Genomic DNA, 22,911 nt, shown 5'->3' with positions numbered 1-22,911 from the left:
CGCGAAACGCCCGTGCTCAGGCCAGTTTCGCCAACCGCAGTTGGAACAGGGTCTTGGTCACCAGCAACCGCTCCTCGATGGGCTTGAGCACCAGGTCGTTGGCGCCGGCACGCAGCAGCGCGCTCTGGTTGTCGAGGTTGGCATCGCCGGTCATCACCAATACCGGCAGGCGGCGCTTGCCGTAACCGAAATCGTTGCGCAGCCGGTCGAGCAGGTCGCTGCCCTCCAGCTCACCTTTCAGGTAGACGTCGGTCAGCACCAGGTCGGTACCCGGATCGGCTTGGCCACGATGGCCTTCCAGGTACTCCAGCGCTTCCTCCACGCCGACGAAATGCAGCACTTCCAGTTGCTGCCGCTCCAGCATCCGCTTGGTCGCCAACGCCACCACCCGGCTGTCCTCGACGTACAACACGCGGGCGCCGGGAATCGTCTGCGGTTGCACGTAGCCGCAAATGAACGTGGCCAGCGCAGCATGGCCGAGCGACTTGTCGAAATAGTCGGTGACGTCCTCGGTGAACTGGCGCGACTCCAGGTGCGTCTGGGCGTCGGCGGAGACCACGATGACCGGCACGTAGGCCTGGCCCGCCGCCTCGCGCACGGTCCGCGCCAACGCGATGCCGTCACCGTCGGGCAGCGCCAACGCGGTGGTGACCAGGTCCACCGGGCCGGCGGCAAGCGCGTCGCCGGCCTCGGCGATGCTGGCACACGGCACCACCTCGACATGCTCCAACTCGCGCACCAGTACATCGCCGATCAAGCGCCGCACCAGTCGCGAGCCATCGACCACCATCACCCGGGGAACGGTGTTGGCGACGTGCCGCAACTTGTCGGCCATGGCGGTCATGTGTCGGTCGGCCGGGTCTGGCGCAGGTAGTGTCCGGTGACCAGCCAGGCACCGATCCAGCCCAGCACGCCGGCACCGGCCACGACCGCGATCGCGACACGGACACTGAACCCCTGCAGGGCGAAATTGCTGCCGTAACTGCTGGCAAGCTCGGCCAGCGGAACGCGCAGCGACAGGTCCGCTCCGGTCAGCAGGGCCAGCGCCAACGCCCCGGCGACCAGACCATAACCAAGGCCCAGGTACAGGAACGGACGCCGGATGAAGCCATCGGCAGCGCCCAGCAGTTGCAGCACGTTGATCTCATCGGTGCGTTGCTGGATGTCCAGGCGCACGGTATTGCCGACCACCAGCAACGCGCCCAGGCCGAGCATCGCCGCCAGCACCCAGGCCAGGCGTCCGCCGAACCGCAACCAGCCGTCGAGGCGCACGCGCCAGGCCGCGTCGTGCTGGACGATGTCTGCCTCCGGCAACTGCTCCAGCGACGCGGCCAACAAGGCTTCATCACCGCTGGGCCGGACCACCAGCAAGCTCGGCAACGGATTGCCGTCGAGGCTGGAAATCGTTTCTCCCAGGCCGCTGGTCTCGCGTAATTCGGCCAGCCCCTGCTCCGGCGTGCGCCATTCCACCGCCGCCACGTCGGGACGCTCGCGCAGTTCGTCGGCAAGCGCGCGGGCACGATCCAGGCTGATCTCCGACTTCAGGAAAACGCTGACCTGTCGGGCCTCCTGGACGTCGCCGGCGAAGCGCTCGACATTGGCCAGCGCCGACCACAGCCCCAGCGGCAGCGCCAACGCCAACGCCATCACCCCAATCGTCAATGCCGTCGACCACGGCTTGCGCGCCATGCGTCCCACGCTGGCGACCAGACTGTAGACGTGGTGGTCGAACCAGGTCCCCAGTCCGCCGCGATGAGTGCGCGAACGCGCCTTCGCCTGAGTCTCGGCGCGGGTACCGGGTCCGGTCATTCGGCAAGGTCCTCGGGCGATATGTCATCCACCAGTTGGCCCTGGTTGAGCACCAGCACGCGCTTCTTCATCCGCTTGACCAGGGCCAGGTCATGACTGGCGATCAGCACGCTGGTGCCGCGCTCGGGCAGCGACTCGAACAGGGTCATGATCTCCGCCGACAAGGTCGGGTCCAGGTTGCCGGTGGGCTCGTCGGCAACCAGCAACGAGGGCTCGCCCACGATCGCCCGGGCGATCCCGACGCGCTGTTGCTCGCCGGCCGACAGCTGGGACGGCAATGCCTGTGCCCGCGCGCCCAGGCTGACCCGGTCCAACACGGCACGTACCCGCTTGATGATCTCGGCCCGGCGCAGGCCCTGCAGCAACAGTGGCAAGGCAACGTTGTCGGCGACACTGCGGTCGGCCAGCAAGCGATGGTCCTGGAACACCACGCCGACCTGGCGCCGATGCATCGCAATCCTGCGGCCACGCACCCGCATCAGGTTCTTGTCGCCAAACAGCACCGCGCCGTAACTGGGCCGCTCGGACAGGTGGATCAGCTTCAGCAAGGTGCTCTTGCCGGCACCGGAATGCCCGGTGACGAACAGCATCTCGCCCGACGCGACCTCGAAGCTGACCTCGGCCAAGGCCTGGCGACCACCGCTGTATTGCTTGCTGACGTTGTCGAAGCGCAAGACGCTCATCGCGCACCTGTCGAAGACGATGGCGCCAAGTATCGACGGCGGCGGCGGCAATGGCTAGCGCCACTGTCCGACGTGGCGCCAATCACCGGGAGATGTCCAAGCGACGGGACCGGTATCGGCCCCGCCGACGGGATCAGTGGTTGGAACGTGGCCCGCGGGTCACCAGTGACTTCAATCCGCGTCCGATGCGACCGAGGAGTCCGGATTTCTCGTCGCTGGACGACGGCGGCGTCCTGGGCTGCGAAACCACCTTGTTGGCAGTGACCTGTCGGGTCGAGCCGGAGCTGTTGCCCGTGCTCCGCGATGGCTGAGCGTTTGCATTTCCGGTCTTGCCGGCCGGGGTCTTGCCGGCTGCGGCCGGGGTTGGCGCCTGCGCTGTCTGGTCCCCGGCCTGTCCGCTGGTCTGGCCTTCCTCGAGCTTGCGCCCACGGCGTCGCCGGCGACGCTTGCGTGGCGGACGAGCGGCTTCATCGCCCTCGGCCGTCGCGCTCCCGGCGCCGGGAGCTGCCGACTGCGGAGCCGGCTTCGGCGCACCGTGCAACGGGGTGCTTTGCGCGGGAGCGGTGACTGCGGTATCCGCACTCGCGCTGGCATCGATACCGGGCTCGCTGTTCACGGCGGCAGCACCGGCTGCGGCCGCGCGGCGTGGACCCGGTGATCCGGAAGCGCCATCACGGCGGCTACCAGCGCCGGTTCGACCTGCACCGCTACCACTGCCACCAGTACGGCTACGCCCCCCGCGGCGCTCCTCCTCGACGGCACGCTGCTCGCGCGCTTCCTTGAAGATCGCGCCAACGCTTTCCTGCTCTTCGCCTTCGACCTTTTCACGCACCGGGCGCGGCAGCGGCACCAGCAACTCCGGCTCGACCCGTGCCGTCGGGATCTTCTGTTCGATGTAGGCCTCGATGTCAGGCAGTCCAATGGCATAGCGCTCGCAGGCGAAACTGATCGCATCGCCTTCCTCACCCAGCCGCGCGGTGCGGCCAATGCGATGGACGTAATCCTCGGCGTCGAACGGCAGGTCGTAGTTGTAGACGTACTTGACCCCGTCGATATGCAGGCCGCGGGCGGCAACGTCGGTCGCCACCAGCACTTCCAACTGGCCTTTCTGGAACTTGGCCAACAACGACTCACGCTTCTTCTGCGGCACGTCGCCGCTGAGTACACCAACCCGGTAACCGCCCTTTTCCAGCGCGCGGGCAACCCGCTCGACCCAGACCTTGGTGTTGACGAACACCATGGTGCGCGCGCCTTCGCTGCGCGACAGAAGGCCCAGCAACAGCGGGATCTTCTCTTCGTCGGCGGGGAAGTACAGCAACTGGCGCACCGTCGAGGTGGTGATGAACTCCGACTCGACGACCAGCTTCTGCGGCTCGTTCATGTGCTCATAGGCCAACTCGAGCACGCGATGGCTCAACGTCGCCGAGAACAACAGGGTCTGTCGGATCGTGCACCCCGGCATCCGCCGCAAAAGGAAGCGGATGTCCTTGATGAAACCAAGATCGAACATCCGGTCGGCCTCATCCAGCACGCAGACCTCGCAGGCGTGCAGGCTGACCACCTTGTGTTGCTTGACGTAGTCGATCAGCCGGCCGGGGGTGGCGATGATCACGTCCACGCCCTGCTGCAGCAGCTCGCGCTGCTTGTCGTAATCCACGCCGCCGTACACCAGCGCGAATGTCAGGCCCACTTCCGGCCCGAGCTTGACCGCATCCTTGTGGATCTGGATCGCCAGCTCGCGGGTGGGCGCCAGGATCAGCGCACGGGGATCGCCGGGCTTGCGCTCGGCCAGCGCCGGCTGGGTCAGCAGGCGGTTGATCGTGGCGACCAGGAACGCCAACGTCTTGCCGGTGCCGGTCTGGGCCTGGCCGGCGACATCGCCGCCCTTCAGCGCGACCGGCAGGCTCATCGCCTGGATCGGGGTACAACGGGTGAAACCAGCGGACTCCAGCCCGGCCAACAGCCGCGGGTGGAGGTCAAAGGAATCAAAGGTAATGTCGGTTAAAGGCTTGTCACTCATATGTTTCAGGAATCCGCGCGCAGGACTGCGCTTGCGTGGGTGGCGTCCGCCAAGCAGACTGCCAAGGTCGGTCAGCATGTCCTGACCACAGCGTACGGAGGCCTTGAAGCCGCCGCGAAACGCCCCAGCTTAGCGCAAAGCCCGGCAAAACCTGCCATCGGCGCCCGCCCCACCCCAGGAGAACCACGTGAGCGATAAAACCATCCAGGTCAGCGATGCCGATTTCGACGCTGTCGTACTGCAATCATCCGAGCCGGTACTGGTCGACTTCTGGGCCGAATGGTGTGGCCCGTGCAAGATGATCGCCCCGGCGCTGGACCAGCTCGCCGACGACTATGCCGGCAAGGTCAAGATTGCCAAGCTGAACGTCGATCACAACCGCGCCACCGCAATGAAGTACCACGTGCGCTCGATCCCGATGCTGCTGCTGTTCAAGGACGGCGAAGTCCAGCAGACCCAGATTGGCGCGGTCGGCAAGGTGCAACTGGCGCAGATGATCGACAAGGTGCTCTGAGCTTTTTTGCACCCCAGCTGAACTGTTCAGTCAGCTACCCCTGCCGCACCACTTGCGGCAGGGCTGTTGGCAATGCTAGTTTCGCAGTACCCGGCGCTTGAACGACCCAGCGGCCCACTTGTAACTGACGGTCCGCGAAAGCACGTTCCCCGCCGCACCCTTCTCGAAACCCAACGTCCCTGACGCTTCGTCCGCCCGATGCGGACGCTCGCCGCTTAGCGAGGAATACCCGTTTGTCCGACAACATCCCCGACGCCGGCGATACTGCCGAAAAGCGCGTGCGCAAGCCGCGTGCCAGCAAGGCTGCCGCCACCACCGGCAAGACCGAAGCCCCCAAAGCCAGCGCCACCAAGGTGGAGGCGCCACAGAGCGATGCGCCACAGGCCACCGCCCCGAAGCCCGCTGCGCCACCCAAGGCCGACGTCGTCAAGACCGAGCCACGACCTGCCGCGAAGCCCGCTCCGGATGCGGCTTCGGCAAGTCCGGCAGCTGGAAGCCCGGCGCCTTCGAGCCAACCGTCCGCGACCCCGGCACCGATAGCCACATCCGGTGACCCGGCGGCCGCCAATCCGCCGAAGAAGAATCCAGCGCCCGCGAGTGAACAACCCGCGTCTGGCAATGGCAACGGCAACGGCAACGGCAACGGCGGCGATAACAACCCGCAGCGCGAAAGCCATCGCGACGGCCAGAACCGCGACCAGGAAGGCGGTCGCGGCAATCGTCGCGAGCGCTTCCGCGGTCGTCGCGACCGTGGCGATCGCAAGGGCGGTGGCGGTGGCGGTGGCGGCAACCGTGACGGCCTGCCCAGCGATGACGGCGGCAACGAACCCTTTGTCCCGCGCGCCAACCCGCAGGTCCCCGAGGACTTCCCGAAGTACTCGCTGGGCGACCTGAAGCGGATGCCGGCGCAGAAGCTGCTCGACATCGCCGAAGTACTGAACATCTCCGAAGGCGTCGCCCGCGCCCGTAAGCAGGACGTCATCTTCGCGGTACTGAAGGTGCTGACCCGCCACGGCGAAGGCGTCGCCGCCGACGGCGTGCTGGAAATCCTGCCGGACGGCTTCGGCTTCCTGCGCGCGGCCGAGGCCAGCTACCTGGCCGGCCCGGACGATACCTACATCTCGCCCAGCCAGATCCGCCGCTTCAACCTGCGCACCGGCGACCATTTGTCGGGCCGGATCCGCTTCCCGAAGGATGGCGAGCGCTACTTCGCCCTGTCGATCGTCGACACGATCAACGGCGAGCCGCTGGAAGCGTCCAAGAACAAAGTGCTGTTCGAGAACCTGACCGCGCTGTTCCCGCGTCGCAAGTTCCAGCTGGAGCGCGGTGACGGCTCCACCGAGGACATCACCGGCCGCATCCTCGACCTGATGGCGCCGCAGGGCAAGGGCCAGCGCGCGCTGATCGTCAGCCCGCCCAAGGCCGGCAAGACGATGATGATGCAGCAGATCGCCACCGCGATCAGCCACAACCATCCCGACGTGCACATGATCGTGCTGCTGATCGACGAGCGGCCCGAGGAAGTCACCGAGATGCAGCGCACCGTGCGCGGCGAGGTCATCTCCTCGACCTTCGACGAGCCGGCCGGCCGCCACGTGCAGGTCGCCGAGATGGTGATCGAGCGCGCCAAGCGCCTGGTCGAGCACAAGAAGGACGTGGTGATCCTGCTCGACTCGATCACCCGCCTGGCGCGCGCCTACAACAACGTCCTGCCCAGCTCGGGCAAGGTGCTGTCCGGCGGTGTCGACGCCAACGCCCTGCACCGCCCGAAGCGGTTCTTCGGTGCGGCGCGCAACGTCGAGGAAGGCGGCTCGCTGACGATCATCGCCACCGCGCTGGTCGATACCGGCAGCAAGATGGACGAGGTGATCTACGAGGAGTTCAAGGGCACCGGCAACTCCGAGGTCCACCTCAACCGCCGCATCGCCGAGAAGCGCGTGTACCCGGCCATCGACATCAACCGCTCCGGCACCCGCCGCGAGGATTACCTGATCGAGCCCGAGCTGCTGCAGAAGATCTGGATCCTGCGCAAGCTGCTGCACGGCATGGACGAGATCGGCGCGATGGAGTTCCTGCTCGACAAGATGAAGAGCACCAAGTCCAACGACGAGTTCTTCGGCTCGATGAAGCGCTGAGTTGTAACTCGGCCAAATAGATCGGCCCAATAAAAACGCCCGGCAATCTGTTGCCGGGCGTTTTTGTTTGCGAAGTAGTTGTGCGTGGGCTGCGGTCAGAGTATCGAGCCGATCACATCGGTTTCAAGCTCGAACCGCGATCCGAGCGAACGCAACTCGCCGTCTTTGAGCGTGGTTGCGCCGGCGTCCGCCACCGAACTACCGGTCGGCCAGGGGATCGGGTTAAGTGGCCCAGGGACATACCCGTGCCAGGTGTTGTTGACGTTGTCGCGGTTGTCGCCGAGCGTATACGACACCGGAATCCGGACGCTGGTGCCGACCGGATTGCCACCGATCGTCTCGCTGATGTCAAACGACCACTGCTCCGCTGCCCGCGCGCTGGCCTCGGCGAACTCCTTGCGCCAACGCTGGTTGACCGAATCGCGCCGTGATTCCTGGCTGAGGCTTACCTGCTCGGCATGCACCCGCTCGACGTTGCCTTCCGCATCGATCTTTACCACCATCATGACCTTCGCCCCGACACCGGCCCGCACGGCGTTCCGGGGATAGTGGGGAGGCTGCATGTCATTCTTCTCGCGACTGGGGTCGCCGAACCAGACGTCCTCGACGCGTAGTCGGTAGCCATCACTGCCGGTCGGCAGCGCCTGCAATGCGATGCGCATGCGGGTCGCGGCAATCACCGGGTCGCCATTGACGGTAATCGGCTCGAAGCGCCACTGCCGGATACTCTGCTCCAGCAGCTCCTCCACCGGCGGCGACAGTCCTTCATCAAGTTTGTATGAGTGGACCTCACCCTGTGGTCCGATCTCGATGTCGCCAGTAGCACTGAGTTCGAACACCGACGGCGATTTTTCGTCAGCGTGCGCGGCCAACGGCAACAACAGTGCGAGAACAATGATCGCGATTCGCATTGACGCCCTCCCTGGATAACAAGTTCGTACTCGAGACTAGACACAACCAGCGCACCGCGCAAACGCGGCTGTCCCTGCGATACCACGATCAAGGGGCGGACGTCAGCGCCCGTGTGGTTGCTGATGAGTCACGCGCATAATTCAGCAACGGAGGATGACGCATGAGCAGTGGCGGTCTTGAACTTGCGGTGGTGTTCCTGCTTGCGGCAGTGATTGCGGTCCCGGTGTTCCGGCGCTTCGGCCTGGGCGCGGTATTGGGCTACCTGGCCGCGGGCGTCGCGCTGGGGCCCTTCGGACTGCGGGTAATCCGCAACGCGGAGCCGGTGCTGGCGGCGTCCGAGATCGGCGTGGTGATGATGCTGTTCGTGATCGGCCTGGAGCTTTCACCGGCGCGCTTGAAGGTGATGCGGCGGCCGGTGTTTGGCGCCGGCGGGGCGCAGATGCTCGTCACCGGCCTGGCGCTGGGCCTGCTGGCGACGCTGGCCGGGTTCGGCTGGAGAGCGGCGCTGGTGATTGGATTGGGGCTGGCACTGTCGTCGACGGCGGTAGGGCTGCAGCTGCTGTCGGAGCGCAAGGCATTGAGCAGCGAACATGGCCGGCTGGCGTTCGCGATCCTGTTGTTCCAGGACCTGACCGCCATCCCGTTGCTCGCCGCGATCCCGTTGCTCGGCGCCGCACATGCCGAAGGCGGGCTGGGATGGGATGCGGTGTTGAAAGCGGTGTTCGCGATCGTCGCGCTGGTATTTGGCGGGCGGGTGCTGCTGCGCCACGTGTTCCGCTTCGTCGCCCGGTCGGCGATGCCCGAGGTGTTCACCAGCGCGGCGTTGCTGGCGGTACTGGGGTCGGCGTGGATCATGCAGAGCGCGGGGTTGTCGGCGGGCCTGGGCGCGTTCCTGGCCGGCGTGCTGCTGGCCGACTCGGAGTTCCGCCACGAGCTGGAATCGCAGATCGAGCCGTTCAAGGGCTTGCTGCTGGGGCTGTTCTTCATGGCCGTCGGCATGAGTGTCGACCTCAAGCTGGTGTTCGCCGAACCACTGCTGATCGAGCTGATGGTGCTGGTGTTGATCGTGGTGAAGTTCGCCATCCTGGTCGGCGTTGGCGTGCGCCCCGGCCGGCTGTCCCGACGTGATGCGCTGCAATTGGGCAGCGTGCTGGCGGTGGGCGGCGAGTTCGCTTTCGTGGTGTTTTCCGAAGCGGTCAAGGCCGGCTTGATCGAGGACGTGATGCGCGACCGCCTGGTCGCTGCGGTCGGTATCTCGATGGCGCTGACGCCACTGCTGATGATGGCGGTCGCCCGGCTGTTGCGCGGCCATCCGGTGGTCAGGCCGCCACGCGATTTCGATCCGCCACCTGAGGACGGCCACCCGCAGGTACTGATTGCCGGCTTCGGCCGCTTCGGACAGATTGTGGCGCGATTGCTGGTGGCGCAGAAAGTCCCGTTCATTGCGATCGAGCACAGCGCCGACCAGGTCGACTTCATGCGTCGCTTCGGCAACCCGTTGTTCTACGGCGATCCGGCGCGACCGGAGCTGTTGCGCTCGGCCGGCGCCGCGCACGTGAAGGTATTCGTGATCGCGATCGACGACCCTGCCAGCAGCCTGCGCACGGTGCGGGTGATCCGTCACCTGTATCCGCAAGCGACGGTATTCGCACGGGCGCGTGACCGGCGCCACGCCTGGCAGCTGATGGACCTGGGCGCGCGCGGCACGCGCGAGATGCTGCACTCCAGCCTGAAGCTCGGCGAGGACGTGCTGGCCGCGCTGGGTCTGCCGGCCGAACTCGCCCATGACCACGCCCAGCGCTTCCTGGCGCTCGACGAACGTTTGCTGGAAGCGCAATACCGGGTGCATGACGATGACGACGCGATATTGCAGGCATCGACCCTGGCCCGTCGCGAGCTGGAGCAGTTGTTCGATGCCGACCGCGGGGAAGGCGTGCTGGGTGGTATCACCACCAAACGCGAGGCGCCGCCGTAAACCACGGCGAGCAAGAACTGCCGCCAAGGCTCGCAAGTCCGGCAGAAGCTAGGACTGGTCGCGCAACAGGCGCGCCATCGACACGTCGCCACCCGGCATTCCCGGACTGAGCTGGGCGGCAATATCGACGAAGCCACGCATCACCGCGATTTCGCGCGCCGTGCGGTTGAGGGTGTCGCGCAGATCCGGATCGGCACCGGCGCGCAGCAGCCACGTGACCACCGCGGGCAGCCCGTGCAGCGCCGCCAGGTGCAATGGCCCGAAACCGCGCGGATCCTGTACGTCCAGGCGCGCGTCGTGATCCACCAGTTGCTCCAGGCCGGCAATCAGCACCTCTTCCACGGCCGCGCTGCCCGGCTCGGCGCGCGCACCCAGCAGTAGCAGCAATGGCGTGGCGTGGCCCGCTTCCGCGTCCAGATCGGCTTCGGCTCCGGCCAGCAGCAGGATGTCGAACAAGGCCATCAGGTGGGTGCGGTCCTGCGCGGCAAAGCCGAACATGGCCGCGCAATGCAGCGCGCCCCGATGCTGCGCGTCCAGTGCCCGCACATCGGCACCCGCTCCCACCAGGCGTGCGGCCAGGTCCGGCAGCCCCAGTGCGCAGGCCACCATCAACGCGGTCAACCCACCCGGAAGCCGCTGCTCGATATCGGCGCCGGCGCCCAACAGGCGCTCGACAATATCGGTATGGCGCATGCTGACCGCGGCCGACAACGGCGTGGCCCCGGTGCCTGCCGCGAGTCGCGGGTCCGCGCCATGGGCCAGCAGCAGGTCGACAACGGCGCGATGCCCGCCGCCCGATGCTCGCAGCAAGGCACTGCAACCCTGGCTGTCGGTGGCATCCACCGGCAAACCCAGCTCAAGCAGGCGGCGCACCGCATCGGCGTCGCCCACGATCGCCGCCGCCGGAACGTCAGCGGGCTGCAGGCGCCGCCGCGGCAGTGGCCAACCGCGCCAGTCGAGCCAGTCGGCCAGGTCGCGCCGACCAATCGCCAGCGCCACGCCCAGCGGCGTCTGGCCATCGGCGGCCAGCAGATCGGGCGCCGCACCGTGTGCGACCAGCGGTTTCAGCATGTCCTGGCGGCCCAGTGCGGCGGCCAGGTGCAATGCGCTCATGCCACGGCTGTCGCGGGCGTCCAGGTCCACCCCGGTCGCCAGCAGCCGGTCGAGCAACTGCCGCCAGCCCAACCGCACCACCAGTGTCAGCGGCGGATCGTTGGCGCCATTGCTGCCAAACGGGTCGGCGCCGCGCTCCAGCAGTTCCAGCGCCAGTCGCTCCAGCCCATCGGTAGCGCGATCGTTGCCGACACACGCGCCCAGGAAGCCGGCCAGACCGCCCATCCCGGACGGGGAAACGGCGTGATCGAGCAGCGTCTGCAACGCGTCCACCGCTGCCGGACCCCGTTTGAGCAGGGCGAACATCGGCGTGATACCGCGGCCGTCACGGACTTCCGGGTCGGCACCGTGCGCGAGCAGCCACGTGATCTGTCGCGGCGGCAGCGCCGTATCCCCATCGTGCAACAACGCGCCCAACTGACGCGGATCAAGCAAGGCGGCAACCTCCTCGAGCGCATCTTCGCGGCCCTCGGCCAGTCCGTCGCGCAGCAAGGTTGCCGGCGCCCGGTCGGCCAGCAGGTCCTGATCGTCGTGGCCGACCCTGGACGGGAACGCGTAGTCCGGGTCGAGCACCGCCACCAGCGGCCAGCGGCCGGATTGGGCGGCGTAATCGATCGCACGCTTGCCAACGTTGTCGTGCCGCTGCGGATCAATCCCCAGCGCGAGCAGCTTGCGCAGCAGTTCCGGACCCGTGCCGTCCGCCTGGCATGCCAGGGTCAGGATATTGGCGCCCTGGCCATCGGTGGCGGCGGGATCAGCACCGGCGGCAAGCAGGGCATCGATGATTTCCGCATGGCCGGCACGGACCGCTTGGTGCAGCGCGCTGCGACCCTGGCCATCGCGGGCATCCGCGCGCGCTTTCATCTTCAGCAGCAGCGCGACGCCGGCCGTGTCGTCGTCCTCCCCGCCAGCGGCGGCCAACAGTGCAGGTTGGCCATCGACGGGTTCGGGCTTGGCGCCACGCTCGAGCAGGAACTTGGCCAACCGCCAGTTGCCGGCCGCGCAGGCCACCCCGAGCGGCGACAATGTCTCGCTGTTGAGTGCTTCCAGATCGGCGGCAGCATCGAGCAGCAGCGCCGCCACGCCCGGGTCGGAACTGCGTGCGGCCAGGTGCAGCGGCGTATTGCCATCGCCATCGGTGGCACGCGGATCGGCTCCGTTGGCGAGCAAGGTGGTGACCGCGTCGGGCCGACCGTGCCAGCTGTCACGGGTCGCCGCCAGCAATGGCGTGATCCCGGCATGCAGGCCGTTGAGGTCGACGCCGTTCGCAATCAGCCCACGCAGCAAGCGCAGGTCGGGCAGCACGGCCGCCAGTACCGCGAGGCTGCGTTGGTCGCGATCGTCGGCCGGTGGCGGCGCATGCGGATCCGCGCCAGCGTCCATCAACTCCAGCGCGCGCTCGACGCGGCCACCGCGGGCAGCGTCGTACAACGCCGGCTCCAGAGGCTCCGTCGGCGCGGCCGGCTCCGGTACGGCAATGACGACCTCCTCCGGCACCACCGTGGTGTCGCCGACGGTAATGGCGACAGCCGGGACGCCATCGGGCTCTCCATCAGCTTCATCCACAACCATGGCGGACGTGTCCACGGCCGCTTGCGGCAGATCGTCGTCGAGGTCTTCCTCACCGAGATATTCCAGTGCGTCGGCCGGGGTGACACGCTGCAGATACCCGTGCAGTCCGACCGATACCGCGGCCAACGCCACCACCATCGCCCAGCGGAGGGCGCCCACGGCCAAGCCGGACCAAGCCAGGCACAGGATCAACCCGCTGATTGCCGCCACTGCCACGGCCACGACCAGGCCACGCCAGGCGCCCGGCTCCAGTCCGTCGCGGGCGCGCCAGTGGTCACTCAGTGAACCGCCGTCATGCTCCAGCCCTTGCCACAACGGCCACCAGCGCCACAACGCCAGCAGCGCGATACCGATCACCGCGCTCAATGCCAAGGTCGAAAGCAGGGACCCGCTGGCCAGTACCAGCGACAACGGCCACGCCACCAATAGGGAGAACGCGGAGAACGCGAGCGCCCACAGCGCAAGCAGCGGCGCCAGCTCGGCGCGCGACCGGGCCAGGCTCAGCGGCGCCTGGAGCTGCCAATGGCGGGCGGCCAGTGCGAACAGGGGCTGCGCCAGGGTTCCGGCAACGGCCACGACCCAGCCGTTCAGGCCACTCGCGCCGGTCAATGCGGTCAGCACCAGCGCGGTGATTGCCAGAGCGGCCACGGGCTTGGTCAATCTGCGCGACTCAAGCATCGGTGCCCCAATCGGAGGTCAATGGGTCAATGTCGATGGCTGGCGGCAATTGCACATGAAAGCCACGCAGAGCCAGACTCTCGCGCACCTCCGCGGCATTGCCCCGGGCCAGCTCGCGTGGTGGCGTCAGGTCGACCTCCAACACCAGTTGGAAGGGTTCCAATGGCCCGCGCACAGACGCGGACACCCGTTCGAAGTCGTCGCGTGCGGCGAGAAACAGGTAGGCGCCGTCCTTGCGGAGGCTCTTGTATACATGGGCTTTCATGGCGTCGGCCGGGGGAGACTTGCGCTACGACGGATGGTCGTCCAAGCATACCGGCAACCCGGGCGCGCGCGCACCGCCGCGTTCAGCCTCGCGACCGGCGGCAGCGTGGCCGCGCTCTTGTTACCGATGGCCCGTGCGCGGGTTTTTTACGCTGATAAGCTGGATCGGTTTTCCCACCATTCAGCAACCATACGGTCCCGCCCATGCGTCTTTCCCTGCTCGCCCTAGCGTTGTCTCTTGGAGCGTTGCCGCTCGCCGCCGTTGCCCAGGAGCCCATCACCCTCACCCAGGCGATGGCCAACCCGGACTGGATCGGGCCACCGGTGGAGCAGGCATGGTGGGCGTGGGATGGCCAACACGTCCAGTACCACCTGAAGCGCAGCGGCGAATCCATCCGCGACACCTGGCAGACCGGCATTGCCGGCGGTACACCGATCAAGGTGGACGACGCCGCGCGCGCGAAACTGGATGCCGCCAACCCGGTCTATGATGCCGGCCGCACCCGCGCCGCATTTGCCCGCAACGGCGACATCTTCGTGCGCGACCTGCGTAGCGGGGCACTGACCCAGGTCACTCGCAGCGACCAGTCCGAATCGCGGCCGCAATGGAGCCGGAACGGCAACCTGGTGTTCCGTGCCGGCAACGACTGGTACCAATGGCGCGCCGGACAGGGCAGCAGCCAGGCCGCGCTGGTCAAGGCGGAGAAGGATCCGGCGACCGAGCCCAAGCCCGACGACCTGCGCGACCGCCAGTTACGCGTGATCCGCACCCTCGCCGAGGACCGTGCCAAGCGCGACGCCGCCCGCGAGCAATCCGAAGCCTGGCGCACTGTCGACCCGACCCGCGCACCGGTCCCGGCCTACCTGGGCGACAAGGTCGAAATCATCGACAGCGCGTTGTCACCTGACGCGCAATGGCTGCTGGTGGTCACCCAGGAAAAGGATGCCAAGGAGGGCCAGGCCGGCAAAATGCCCAAGTACGTGACCGAGTCAGGGTACGAAGAGTTTGAAGAGGTCCGCACCCGGGTCGGCCATAACGCGCCCGTCCCGCAACAGCTGTGGCTGGTCGAGGTTGCCAGCGGCGCGGTGGACGAGCTGACCTTCGATGCCCTGCCCGGCGTGGATGCCGACCCGCTGGCGGCCTTGCGTGAGGCGGCCGAGCTGGAACCGCTGAAGGGCGACCGCGCCGTGCGGGTGGAGACCGATGGCTATGGCAGCACGCCCGCCATCCATTGGCGCGCCGATGGCAGCAGCGCGGCGGTACTGCTGCGCGCGGTGGACAACAAGGACCGCTGGATTGCGACCGTGACCCCGCGCGCCGGCCAAGTCACGGATGCGGAGCTGAAAACCCGCCACCGCCTGCACGATGACGCCTGGATCAACTGGAGCTTCAACGACTTCGGCTGGACCGACGATGGCGCCCTGTGGCTGTTGTCCGAGCAGAGCGGTTATTCGCACTTGTACCTTGCCGATGGCAACGGCACCCCGCGTGCACTGACCTCGGGCCAATGGGAGGCATCCGCGCCGGTGCCGGGCGTCGACGGCCGCAGCTTCTACTTCGTGTGCAACCGCGACTGGCCGGGCGATTACGAAGTCTGCGCCGTCGACCGCGATGGCCAGCAGGTTCGCGAAGTCACCGCACTGGACGGCGTGGAGAGCTTCGAGCTGTCACCGGATGGCTCGAAACTGCTGGTTCGCCATTCCGACAGCTACCTGCCCACCCAGATTGCGGTGGTCGATACCACTGGTGAGCACACCGTTGCGCTCACCGATACCCGCACCCCGGAATACAAGGCACGCCAGTGGATTCAGCCGGAGATGGTGCAGATCCCGTCCAGCGACGGCGCCGGTCCGATCTGGGGCAAGTTCTACGGCCCGGATGTGCTCGAACCGGGCAAGCACTATCCGGTGGTGATGTTCGTCCACGGCGCCGGTTACCTGCAGAACGTGCATGACCGCTACCCGGTGTATTTCCGCGAGCAGATGTTCCACAACCTGCTGGTCGACCACGGCTACATCGTGCTCGATCTGGATTACCGTGCATCGGCGGGCCATGGCCGCGACTGGCGCACCGCGATCTACCGCCAGATGGGCACCCCGGAATTGCAGGACTACCTCGACGGATTGGCCTGGCTGGGTGCCAACAAGCAGGGTGACGTCGACCGCGCCGGCATCTATGGCGGCAGCTACGGCGGCTTCATGACCTTCATGGCGCTGTTCAAGGAGCCGGGCACGTTCAAAGCCGGCGCCGCGCTGCGGCCGGTGGCGGACTGGTCGCAGTACAACCACGAGTACACCTCCAACATCCTCAACACCCCGGAGGTCGATCCGGAGGCGTACCTGAAGTCCTCACCGATCGAGTACGCGGAAGGCCTGCAGGACAGTCTGTTGATCGCCCACGGGATGATGGACAACAACGTGTTCTACAAGGACTCGGTGATGATCGCCCAGCGACTGATCGAGCTGCGCAAGGACGATTGGGAACTGGCGTCGTATCCGCTGGAACGCCATGGCTTCGTCCATTCCGACAGCTGGTATGACGAGTACCGGCGGATCTTCGAGCTGTTCGAGCGGGCATTGAAGTAGAGCAACAACCCTAAGGCGTCGATGCAGGGCGGCCGGGCCTTCGCCGCTCAACTAGAATGGCCGGATGAAACCGAACCCTGCCGAATCCGACACCGATTTCGACCGCGTCCGCGGCTACCTCACCAATTTGCAGGACCGCATCTGCACCGCCATCGAACAAGCCGATGGCGGTGCCAGCTTCGTCCAGGACGCCTGGACCCGCGACGAGGGCGGTGGTGGGCGTACCCGGATCCTTCGCGACGGCGCGGTCTTCGAACAGGCCGGCATCGGCTTCTCCGACGTGTCCGGCACCCGGTTGCCGCCGTCCGCCAGCGCCTCGCGGCCCGAGTTGGCCGGGGCCTCCTGGCGCGCGATCGGAGTGTCGCTGGTATTCCATCCACGCAACCCGTACCTGCCAACCACCCACGCCAACGTCCGCCACTTCCGCGCCATGCGCGATGGCGAAACCGTCGCTTCGTGGTTTGGTGGTGGCTTCGACCTGACACCGTTTTATCCGTTCGACGAAGATGTCCTGCATTGGCACCGCACCGCACGCGAGCTGTCCGAACCCTTCGGCGGCCAGGCCCGGTATGACGCCCACAAGCAATGGTGCGACGAGTACTTCTTCATCAAACACCGCAACGAGACGCGCGGCATCGGCGGGCTGTTCTTCGATGATCTGAGCGAGGACTTTGAAACCGACTTCGCCTACATGCAGGCCGTGGGCGATGGCTTCCTGGACGCCTATCTGCCGATCGTCGAGCGCCGCAAGCATTGCCAGTACAGCGAGCGCGAGCGCCAGTTCCAGCTGTACCGGCGTGGCCGCTACGTCGAGTTCAACCTGGTCCTGGACCGCGGCACCCTGTTTGGCCTGCAATCGGGCGGACGCAGCGAGTCGATCCTGATGAGCCTGCCGCCACTGGTGCGCTGGGAGTACGGCTACACCCCCGAGCCGGGCAGCCCCGAGGCGCGACTGGCCGATTACCTGCGTCCCCGTGACTGGCTGGCGGAATAGTTTCGCGAAGAACCAATAAAAAAGCCCCACCGGCAGGGGGGCCGGTGAGGCTGGTGGAGCGGGACCTGGGGAGGGGCCTTCGCTCCGAGATCACTCCAGGGGAGGGAGAGATCAGCGACAGGCATTGCACCTGTCGCGAGCATATGACCACTAATCACATGGACAGTTCGTGAAGATGGCGTTCAAGAGTTGAAATAATTCAGGGATGATTCAGAAGGCTAATTTCGTCAAACATGTCGTTAAAATCGTGTTAACGACCAAGACTGAATTCCAGTTTGCCGAAGTTGGCGTGAGCTGGAGTTAAGCCTCGCTATACGCGGTCAACGTCGATGTCGGGACGATCTCATCGCGCGCCGCGACCAAAACCGGCCGATTGGAGCCGCCATCAATGCGCTTCGTCCCAGTTCACGCCGACCCCGCTGTCGACCACCAGCGGCACCCGCAATTCCGCCGCGGCGGTCATTCGCGCCGGAACTTCGGCCAGCAACGTGTCCACGAAGTCGGCGTCGACCTCGAACACCAGCTCATCGTGGACCTGCAGGATCATCAGCGCCCGGTCTGCGTACGGGGCCAGCCACTGGTGGATGTCGATCATCGCGCGCTTGATGACATCCGCCGCAGTGCCCTGCATCGGCGCGTTGATTGCCGCGCGTTCGGCACCGGCCCGCAGGCCCTGGTTGCGCGCGTCGATGTTGTCCAGGTACAGCCGGCGCCCAAACACGGTCTCGACAAAGCCCTGCTCGCGCGCCTGTTGCCGGGTGCGGTCCATGTACTCGCGCACCCCGGGATAACGGCTGAAGTACAGGCCGATGTAGTCCTGTGCCTCGCCGCGTGAGACATCCAGCTGCTTGGCCAGGCCGAACGCGCTCATGCCGTACATCAGGCCAAAGTTGATCGCCTTGGCGGCGCGGCGCTCGTTGCCACTGACCTCCTCGATGGTCTTGCCGAACACTTCCGCGGCGGTTGCCCGGTGGATATCGACGCCGGCGTCGAACGCGCGCAGCAGGCCTTCATCCCCCGACAGGTGGGCCATGATCCGCAGTTCGATCTGCGAGTAGTCGCAGGCGACGATGCGGCGGCCTTCCGGGGCGATGAAGGCGGTGCGGATGCGGCGGCCGTCGACGGTGCGGATGGGGATGTTCTGCAGGTTCGGATCACTGGACGCCAGCCGGCCGGTCGCGGCCCCGGCCTGGTGGTAGCTGGTGTGCACGCGGCCGGTGTCGGGGTTGACCATCAGCGGCAGCTTGTCGGTGTAGGTGCTGCGCAGCTTGGCCAGGCTGCGGTAGTCCAGGATCACCCGCGGCAGTTCGTGCAGGTCGGCAATCGCCTCCAGCGCCTCCTCGTTGGCCGAGGGCTGGCCCTTGGGCGTCTTCACCAGCGCGGGCAGCTTGAGCTCCTCGAACAACAACGCGCAGACCTGCTTGGGCGAGTCCAGGTTGAAGGTGCGTCCGGCCAGCTCGGTCGCCTTCTGCTGGGCGGCGAGCATGCGCTTGCCCAGATCGGCCGACTGCCGGCGCAGTTCGTCGGCGTCGACCAGCACGCCGTTGGCCTCGATGCGCTCCAGCACCGGCACCAGCGGGATCTCGATCTCGCGGTAGACCTTCTCCAGCGCGGGCACCTCGCCCAGCCTGGCCGACAACACGCGGTGCAGCCGCAGGGTGATGTCGGCGTCCTCGGCGGCATAGTCGCTGGCATCGTCGATCGCGACCTGGTTGAAGGTGATCTGCTTGGCACCCTTGCCGGCGACGTCCGCGTACTTGGTTGTCTGATAGCCCAGGTAGCGCAGGGCGAGCGAGTCCATGTCGTGGCGGCTGGCGGTGGCGTTGAAGACGAAACTCTCCAGCATGGTGTCGTCGGCGTAACCACGCACCTCGACCCCATGCCGACGCAGCACGTGCAGGTCGTACTTGCCGTGTTGGCCAAGCTTGCGCTTGCCGGCATCGGCCAGTACCGGCCGCAGGGCGTCGAGCACTTCCTCCCGCGGCAACTGCGCCGGCGCGCCGGGGTAGTCGTGGCCGACCGGGATGTAGCAGGCGCGTCCGGGTTCGACCGCGAAGCTCAGCCCGACCAGGTTGGCGCGCATCGCGTCCAGCGCGTCGGTCTCGGTATCGAAGGCGAACTCGTCGGCGGCCTCCAGCTTCGCCACCCACGCGTCCAGCTGCGCGCGTGTCAGCACGCACTCGTACTCGCCGGGCGCGGCCAACGCCGGATCTGGCAAATCGGTCGCTGCGTTGCTGCTGCGGGCATAGCCGGCAGCGGTGTTGCGCACGCTGCCGGTGTCGCTGGCGGCGTCTCCCGGGCCGCCTTCCAGATCACGCAGCGCCTGCTTGAAGCCGTAGCGCGCGTACAGACCGCGCAGGTCGTCCACGTGCTGATCGCGCAGGACCAGATCGTCCGGCGCACGTCCCACGTCGACATCCAGCTTGATCGTGGTCAGCGTGCGGTTGAGCGGCAGCCGGTGCAGCGCCGCGCGCAGGTTCTCGCCGATCTTGCCCTTGATGTTGTCGGCATGGGCGATCACGTCGTCGAGCGTCCCGTACTCGGCCAGCCACTTGGCCGCAGTCTTTGGCCCGCACTTGTCGACGCCGGGAATGTTGTCGACCTTGTCGCCCATCAGCGCCAGGTAATCGATGATCTGATCGGCCCGCACGCCGAATTTGCCGATCACGCCGTCATCGCTGTCCAGCCGGCTGCCGCTCATGGTGTTGACCAGCGCGATACCGGCGCGCGGCGCGCCGTCGTCGTCATGGCCCGCCCGCACCAACTGGGCGAAGTCCTTGTCGCTGGTGGAGATCGTCACGTCGATGCCGGCCCCGGCCGCCTGCACGGCCAGCGTGCCGATCACGTCGTCGGCCTCAACCCCATCGATGCGGATGATGTCCATCCCCAACGCATGCACGATGTCGCACATCGGCTGCACCTGCGGGCGCAGGTCGTCGGGCATCGGCGGGCGATTGGCCTTGTACTGCTCATCCAGATCGTCACGGAAGGTCTTGCCGGGAGCATCGATCACGAACGCCACGTAATCGGGTTTCTCCTTCAGCGTCGCGCGCAACATGTTGACCACCCCGAACAGCGCGCCAGTCGGCTCGCCATCGGCATTGGTGAGCGGCGGCAGCGCGTGGAAGGCGCGGTAGAGGTAGCTGGAACCATCGATCAGGACGAGTCTTTTCATGCCCCTGATTCTACGTGCCGCAGGAGACCCGCATAGACGACCCGTTCTCTGGTGGCGGCCTAACGCTGCGGCAACTTCTACTTTTCCGTCTTCGGAGCGGTTTGCTGACGTCATGCTCTTGGCGGGTCTACATCGATGTACCGGGGCCATTGCACCCAATAGTGGTCGCTATCGATCAAGCAAGGCTTTGTAGCGACCTTCCCACCGGGCCCCAAGAGTCGCATCGTCAGTCAGACGATTGAAAAATGCATGGCTGTCTGTCGTCCGCTCCGCACGGCGGAGCATGAGAAATTGCCGTCATCAGTTAAGTGAACCTGACCCCGTTACTGGAGCAAAACGCAATGAAAGTGAACCTGGAACCGTTACTGTCGAACCGTTTCTGTCCTACGCTGGCTGTGGGCCGGTGTTCTCGAACGCTCTGGCAGCAAACCAGTTGACGACCACACCAAACATCAATGTAAGTGCCAGCGTTACTGGAACATTCAAACCAAAAACCACATACAGAGCTAGCAAGCCCCACACCAAGAGCGGTAATGCGTTGGCAAGCTTAATCAGAGCATGCCTCCTAGATAGCCATTGCAGCAAAAATGCAGAGGCGGAAACCACGATATAAGCGAACGATAGATAAAAAGCAGCTGCAGCCAGAAGCGGCCCTATCAGGGAAAGTTGGAAGGGAAGCCCATCCGCCAATCCGCTGATGGCATCGAGAATCGCCGCAGCACTAACCAAAGTAGCAAGTTCAATCCCCCGAAGAGCGCTGAATGCAAGCAAAGCCTTGCGGAAGGGCTGCCTTGTCTTGTCTCTTTCCATGCTTTAGCACCTACGGATGCGGCTGCCAGTGCAATACTGCGCCTGAGAACGAGCGACACCTATCGCGGCACGACCGAGCGCTTCCCGGTGCGATTGGTTAGCAAAGTCGAGCGGGCCTCCTACCGCCTTGGTCGCAATCCTGATAGCTCGACCGAAGTTCGGGTCGCTGCTTTGCCCAAATGTCCGACTATTCAAGAGGCTATTCACGCCTGTGATGTGCGCGGAATACGCATTTGGACTGTCAGCCTTGAGTTGATCGAGCCGACCTTGAACCAATGTCTGCTCCGAATGCACGAAGGCGGCGTCCCTCTGAGACGGAGTAGCCCCAGGCAGGAAGGCCCCGCTCCTGATTGCCGCGGCCGTCTTCAAGTTGTGCTGCTCCAAGCCTCGGCTAAGGCCTGTCATAAAGGGCGTTTGCGCCACCGCGAGTGTGCCCAAAGCGTTAGTCACTATCGAAGCCGCGGCAAAGAACCGGGTTTGACTGTTGATCGACGAATCCTGATCCATAGCGGCATATCGCAAGCTTCTATCGCACATTTCAGAGCTTGAAATCACTGGCGCACAAAGCCGTCCGTCTGGATCTTTATTCGCATACGGGTTGTTGTTCGCATACCAATAACGATTGAAGTTAGAGCCGGTCTTCGGATTAGCCGTCACCGGATCCACGCTCAAGAACCGTCCCAGCATCGGATCGTAATAGCGCTGCTGCATCTGCACCAGCCCCGTCGTCGCATCCTCCACATGCCCGGTATACCCCGGTCCGTCCTTCAACGGCCGGTTCAGCACCTGACCGAACGGCTCGTACTCGGTGCGCTCCAGCACCCCGCGGCCCTGGCTGGTCACCACCACCGGGCTGCCCAGCGCATCGGTGTGCTGGTAGCGGTTGCTGTAGGCGCCGGTGGCGGTGTCCTTCTCCCGCGTCGCCACCAGGCTGCCGCCCAGGTAGATGTACTCGTGTTGCTGCTGTTTGCGCAGGTCGCTGTCGAACATCAACGATCCGGCCTGGCTGTACAGGCTGTACTTGCTGCCCTAGCCGGCCACGGCGTCGCGCACCCGGCGGCCGTGGCCGTCGTAGACGTAGCTGGCCGTGCCACCGACGGTGCTGGTGCGCAGCCGGTTGCCGTAATCGAAGGCGAACGTGCTGCCGTTCTTGTTGGCGACGTTGCCCTGCACGTCGTAGCCCAGCCCGATCACGGTGCTGCCGCCACAGCCACCGGTCTTGACGTTGGTCAGGCGCCAGTGGGCGTCGTAGCAGTAGGAGTGATCGCGTGCCTTCGCGCCGCCGATCGATAGCCCGGTCAGGTTGTCGAGCACGTCATAGGCATACGTGGCGGTGCCGAACATCGGCGACGTCGTGGCCGTCAACCGGTCCAGCCCGTCGTAGCTCATGGTGCGGTTGCCGCGCTGGGCGGCAGTGGCACCATCGCTGATCCCGGCCACGTTGGCGTTGGCATCGTAGTCGTAACCGTCGTCCAGGAATCGGGTGCTGCCGTAGGCATCGGTGCTGCGGTCGGGCAGGCCGCGGGCGTTCTGGGCCAGGGTGTGCTGGATGCCGTTGCCGTAGGTGAACTGCCCGATGGCGCCGTTGGGGTGGTAGTGGCCGCTGGCGTTGTAGGCGTGGGTGATCGCCCAGTTGATGTTGTTCCACTGCATCCGCTCCTGCGTCGGCAG

The 22,911-nt window shown here is 65.9% G+C and carries 15 protein-coding genes and 1 pseudogene; 5 read left to right on the top strand and 11 right to left on the bottom strand.

Features of this window, described 5'->3' with window-relative positions; genetic code table 11:
- Positions 1-16: 16 nt before the first annotated feature.
- The 4 genes from ACW7G0_RS12645 to rhlB form a co-directional block, all read right to left on the bottom strand.
- Complete coding sequence (locus tag ACW7G0_RS12645) at positions 17-835, bottom strand: response regulator (protein WP_456990187.1); 819 nt, start codon at positions 833-835, stop codon at positions 17-19.
- A gap of 5 nt (positions 836-840) precedes the next feature.
- The gene (ftsX, locus tag ACW7G0_RS12640) at positions 841-1,809 is read right to left on the bottom strand and encodes a permease-like cell division protein FtsX (RefSeq protein ID WP_456990088.1); all 969 of its coding nucleotides are present in this window, start codon (positions 1,807-1,809) and stop codon (positions 841-843) included.
- Entirely contained in the window at positions 1,806-2,492 is a 687-nt protein-coding gene (gene ftsE / locus ACW7G0_RS12635; protein ID WP_456990086.1) for a cell division ATP-binding protein FtsE, read from the bottom strand. The genes ftsX and ftsE overlap by 4 nt, the downstream gene beginning before the upstream one ends.
- A 133-nt stretch (positions 2,493-2,625) precedes the next feature.
- Positions 2,626-4,512, bottom strand: a complete 1,887-nt coding sequence (gene rhlB, locus ACW7G0_RS12630; protein ID WP_456990084.1) for an ATP-dependent RNA helicase RhlB — start codon at positions 4,510-4,512, stop codon at positions 2,626-2,628.
- Positions 4,513-4,699: 187 nt separating this feature from the next.
- On the opposite strand from rhlB, the gene trxA reads away from it, so the two are divergent.
- Positions 4,700-5,026 carry a thioredoxin TrxA gene (gene trxA / locus ACW7G0_RS12625; protein ID WP_456962622.1) on the top strand — a complete coding sequence of 109 codons (327 nt, stop codon included), beginning with the start codon at positions 4,700-4,702 and terminating at the stop codon, positions 5,024-5,026.
- A 710-nt stretch (positions 5,027-5,736) separates the two neighbouring features.
- Positions 5,737-7,161: pseudogene (gene rho, locus ACW7G0_RS12620) on the top strand (transcription termination factor Rho); the annotation flags it as partial.
- 95 nt (positions 7,162-7,256) lie between these two features.
- Here the strand turns inward: rho and ACW7G0_RS12615 are convergent.
- A complete protein-coding gene (locus tag ACW7G0_RS12615; RefSeq protein WP_456990082.1) occupies positions 7,257-8,072 on the bottom strand; it encodes an energy transducer TonB in 816 nt (271 codons plus the stop codon).
- A gap of 161 nt (positions 8,073-8,233) precedes the next feature.
- Here ACW7G0_RS12615 and ACW7G0_RS12610 point away from each other — a divergent pair, with 161 nt between their 5' ends.
- Positions 8,234-10,048 carry a monovalent cation:proton antiporter-2 (CPA2) family protein gene (locus ACW7G0_RS12610; protein ID WP_456990080.1) on the top strand — a complete coding sequence of 605 codons (1,815 nt, stop codon included), beginning with the start codon at positions 8,234-8,236 and terminating at the stop codon, positions 10,046-10,048.
- 48 nt (positions 10,049-10,096) lie between these two features.
- Here ACW7G0_RS12610 and ACW7G0_RS12605 read toward each other — a convergent pair whose 3' ends face one another.
- Together ACW7G0_RS12605 and ACW7G0_RS12600 are read right to left on the bottom strand one after the other, a co-directional pair.
- Positions 10,097-13,105, bottom strand: a complete 3,009-nt coding sequence (locus ACW7G0_RS12605) for an ankyrin repeat domain-containing protein (protein ID WP_456990185.1) — start codon at positions 13,103-13,105, stop codon at positions 10,097-10,099.
- Positions 13,106-13,403: 298 nt separating this feature from the next.
- On the bottom strand, positions 13,404-13,676 hold the full coding sequence (locus tag ACW7G0_RS12600; RefSeq protein WP_456990078.1) for a YcgL domain-containing protein: 273 nt from the start codon (positions 13,674-13,676) through the stop codon (positions 13,404-13,406).
- A 203-nt stretch (positions 13,677-13,879) separates the two neighbouring features.
- Here ACW7G0_RS12600 and ACW7G0_RS12595 point away from each other — a divergent pair, with 203 nt between their 5' ends.
- Both ACW7G0_RS12595 and hemF read left to right on the top strand, forming a co-directional pair.
- Positions 13,880-16,261, top strand: a complete 2,382-nt coding sequence (locus ACW7G0_RS12595; RefSeq protein WP_456990076.1) for a prolyl oligopeptidase family serine peptidase — start codon at positions 13,880-13,882, stop codon at positions 16,259-16,261.
- A gap of 64 nt (positions 16,262-16,325) precedes the next feature.
- Complete coding sequence (gene hemF / locus ACW7G0_RS12590) at positions 16,326-17,255, top strand: oxygen-dependent coproporphyrinogen oxidase (protein WP_456990074.1); 930 nt, start codon at positions 16,326-16,328, stop codon at positions 17,253-17,255.
- A gap of 385 nt (positions 17,256-17,640) precedes the next feature.
- On the opposite strand, the gene polA is transcribed toward hemF, so the two are convergent.
- The 4 genes from polA to ACW7G0_RS12570 all read right to left on the bottom strand — a co-directional run bounded on the left by polA (position 17,641) and on the right by ACW7G0_RS12570 (position 22,893).
- Positions 17,641-20,430, bottom strand: coding sequence for a DNA polymerase I (polA, locus tag ACW7G0_RS12585; protein WP_456990072.1), 2,790 nt, complete (start codon positions 20,428-20,430; stop codon positions 17,641-17,643).
- A 384-nt stretch (positions 20,431-20,814) separates the two neighbouring features.
- Positions 20,815-21,240: a hypothetical protein gene (locus ACW7G0_RS12580; RefSeq protein WP_456990070.1), complete on the bottom strand. Its 426-nt coding sequence runs from the start codon at positions 21,238-21,240 to the stop codon at positions 20,815-20,817.
- Between the two features lie 3 nt (positions 21,241-21,243).
- Complete coding sequence (locus ACW7G0_RS12575; RefSeq protein ID WP_456990069.1) at positions 21,244-22,230, bottom strand: RHS repeat-associated core domain-containing protein; 987 nt, start codon at positions 22,228-22,230, stop codon at positions 21,244-21,246.
- Between the two features lie 39 nt (positions 22,231-22,269).
- Positions 22,270-22,893, bottom strand: a complete 624-nt coding sequence (locus tag ACW7G0_RS12570) for a hypothetical protein (RefSeq protein ID WP_456990067.1) — start codon at positions 22,891-22,893, stop codon at positions 22,270-22,272.
- Between the last annotated feature and the right edge of the window lie 18 nt (positions 22,894-22,911).

It is taken from the genome of Lysobacter sp. A286 (assembly GCF_054052105.1).
Note: the sequence above shows the minus strand (reverse complement) of the source record. Positions and strands in the feature narration are given on the sequence as shown.

What these genes read in the sequence shown, in the direction of transcription:
- ACW7G0_RS12645 (WP_456990187.1), bottom strand. Translation starts at nt 835, where the DNA reads ATGGCCGACAAGTTGCGGCACGTCGCCAACACCGTTCCCCGGGTGATG.
- ftsX (WP_456990088.1), bottom strand. Translation starts at nt 1,809, where the DNA reads ATGACCGGACCCGGTACCCGCGCCGAGACTCAGGCGAAGGCGCGTTCG.
- ftsE (WP_456990086.1), bottom strand. Translation starts at nt 2,492, where the DNA reads ATGAGCGTCTTGCGCTTCGACAACGTCAGCAAGCAATACAGCGGTGGT.
- rhlB (WP_456990084.1), bottom strand. Translation starts at nt 4,512, where the DNA reads ATGAGTGACAAGCCTTTAACCGACATTACCTTTGATTCCTTTGACCTC.
- ACW7G0_RS12615 (WP_456990082.1), bottom strand. Translation starts at nt 8,072, where the DNA reads ATGCGAATCGCGATCATTGTTCTCGCACTGTTGTTGCCGTTGGCCGCG.
- ACW7G0_RS12610 (WP_456990080.1), top strand. Translation starts at nt 8,234, where the DNA reads ATGAGCAGTGGCGGTCTTGAACTTGCGGTGGTGTTCCTGCTTGCGGCA.
- ACW7G0_RS12600 (WP_456990078.1), bottom strand. Translation starts at nt 13,676, where the DNA reads ATGAAAGCCCATGTATACAAGAGCCTCCGCAAGGACGGCGCCTACCTG.
- ACW7G0_RS12595 (WP_456990076.1), top strand. Translation starts at nt 13,880, where the DNA reads ATGCGTCTTTCCCTGCTCGCCCTAGCGTTGTCTCTTGGAGCGTTGCCG.
- hemF (WP_456990074.1), top strand. Translation starts at nt 16,326, where the DNA reads ATGAAACCGAACCCTGCCGAATCCGACACCGATTTCGACCGCGTCCGC.
- polA (WP_456990072.1), bottom strand. Translation starts at nt 20,430, where the DNA reads ATGAAAAGACTCGTCCTGATCGATGGTTCCAGCTACCTCTACCGCGCC.
- ACW7G0_RS12580 (WP_456990070.1), bottom strand. Translation starts at nt 21,240, where the DNA reads ATGGAAAGAGACAAGACAAGGCAGCCCTTCCGCAAGGCTTTGCTTGCA.
- ACW7G0_RS12575 (WP_456990069.1), bottom strand. Translation starts at nt 22,230, where the DNA reads ATGTTCGACAGCGACCTGCGCAAACAGCAGCAACACGAGTACATCTAC.
- ACW7G0_RS12570 (WP_456990067.1), bottom strand. Translation starts at nt 22,893, where the DNA reads ATGCAGTGGAACAACATCAACTGGGCGATCACCCACGCCTACAACGCC.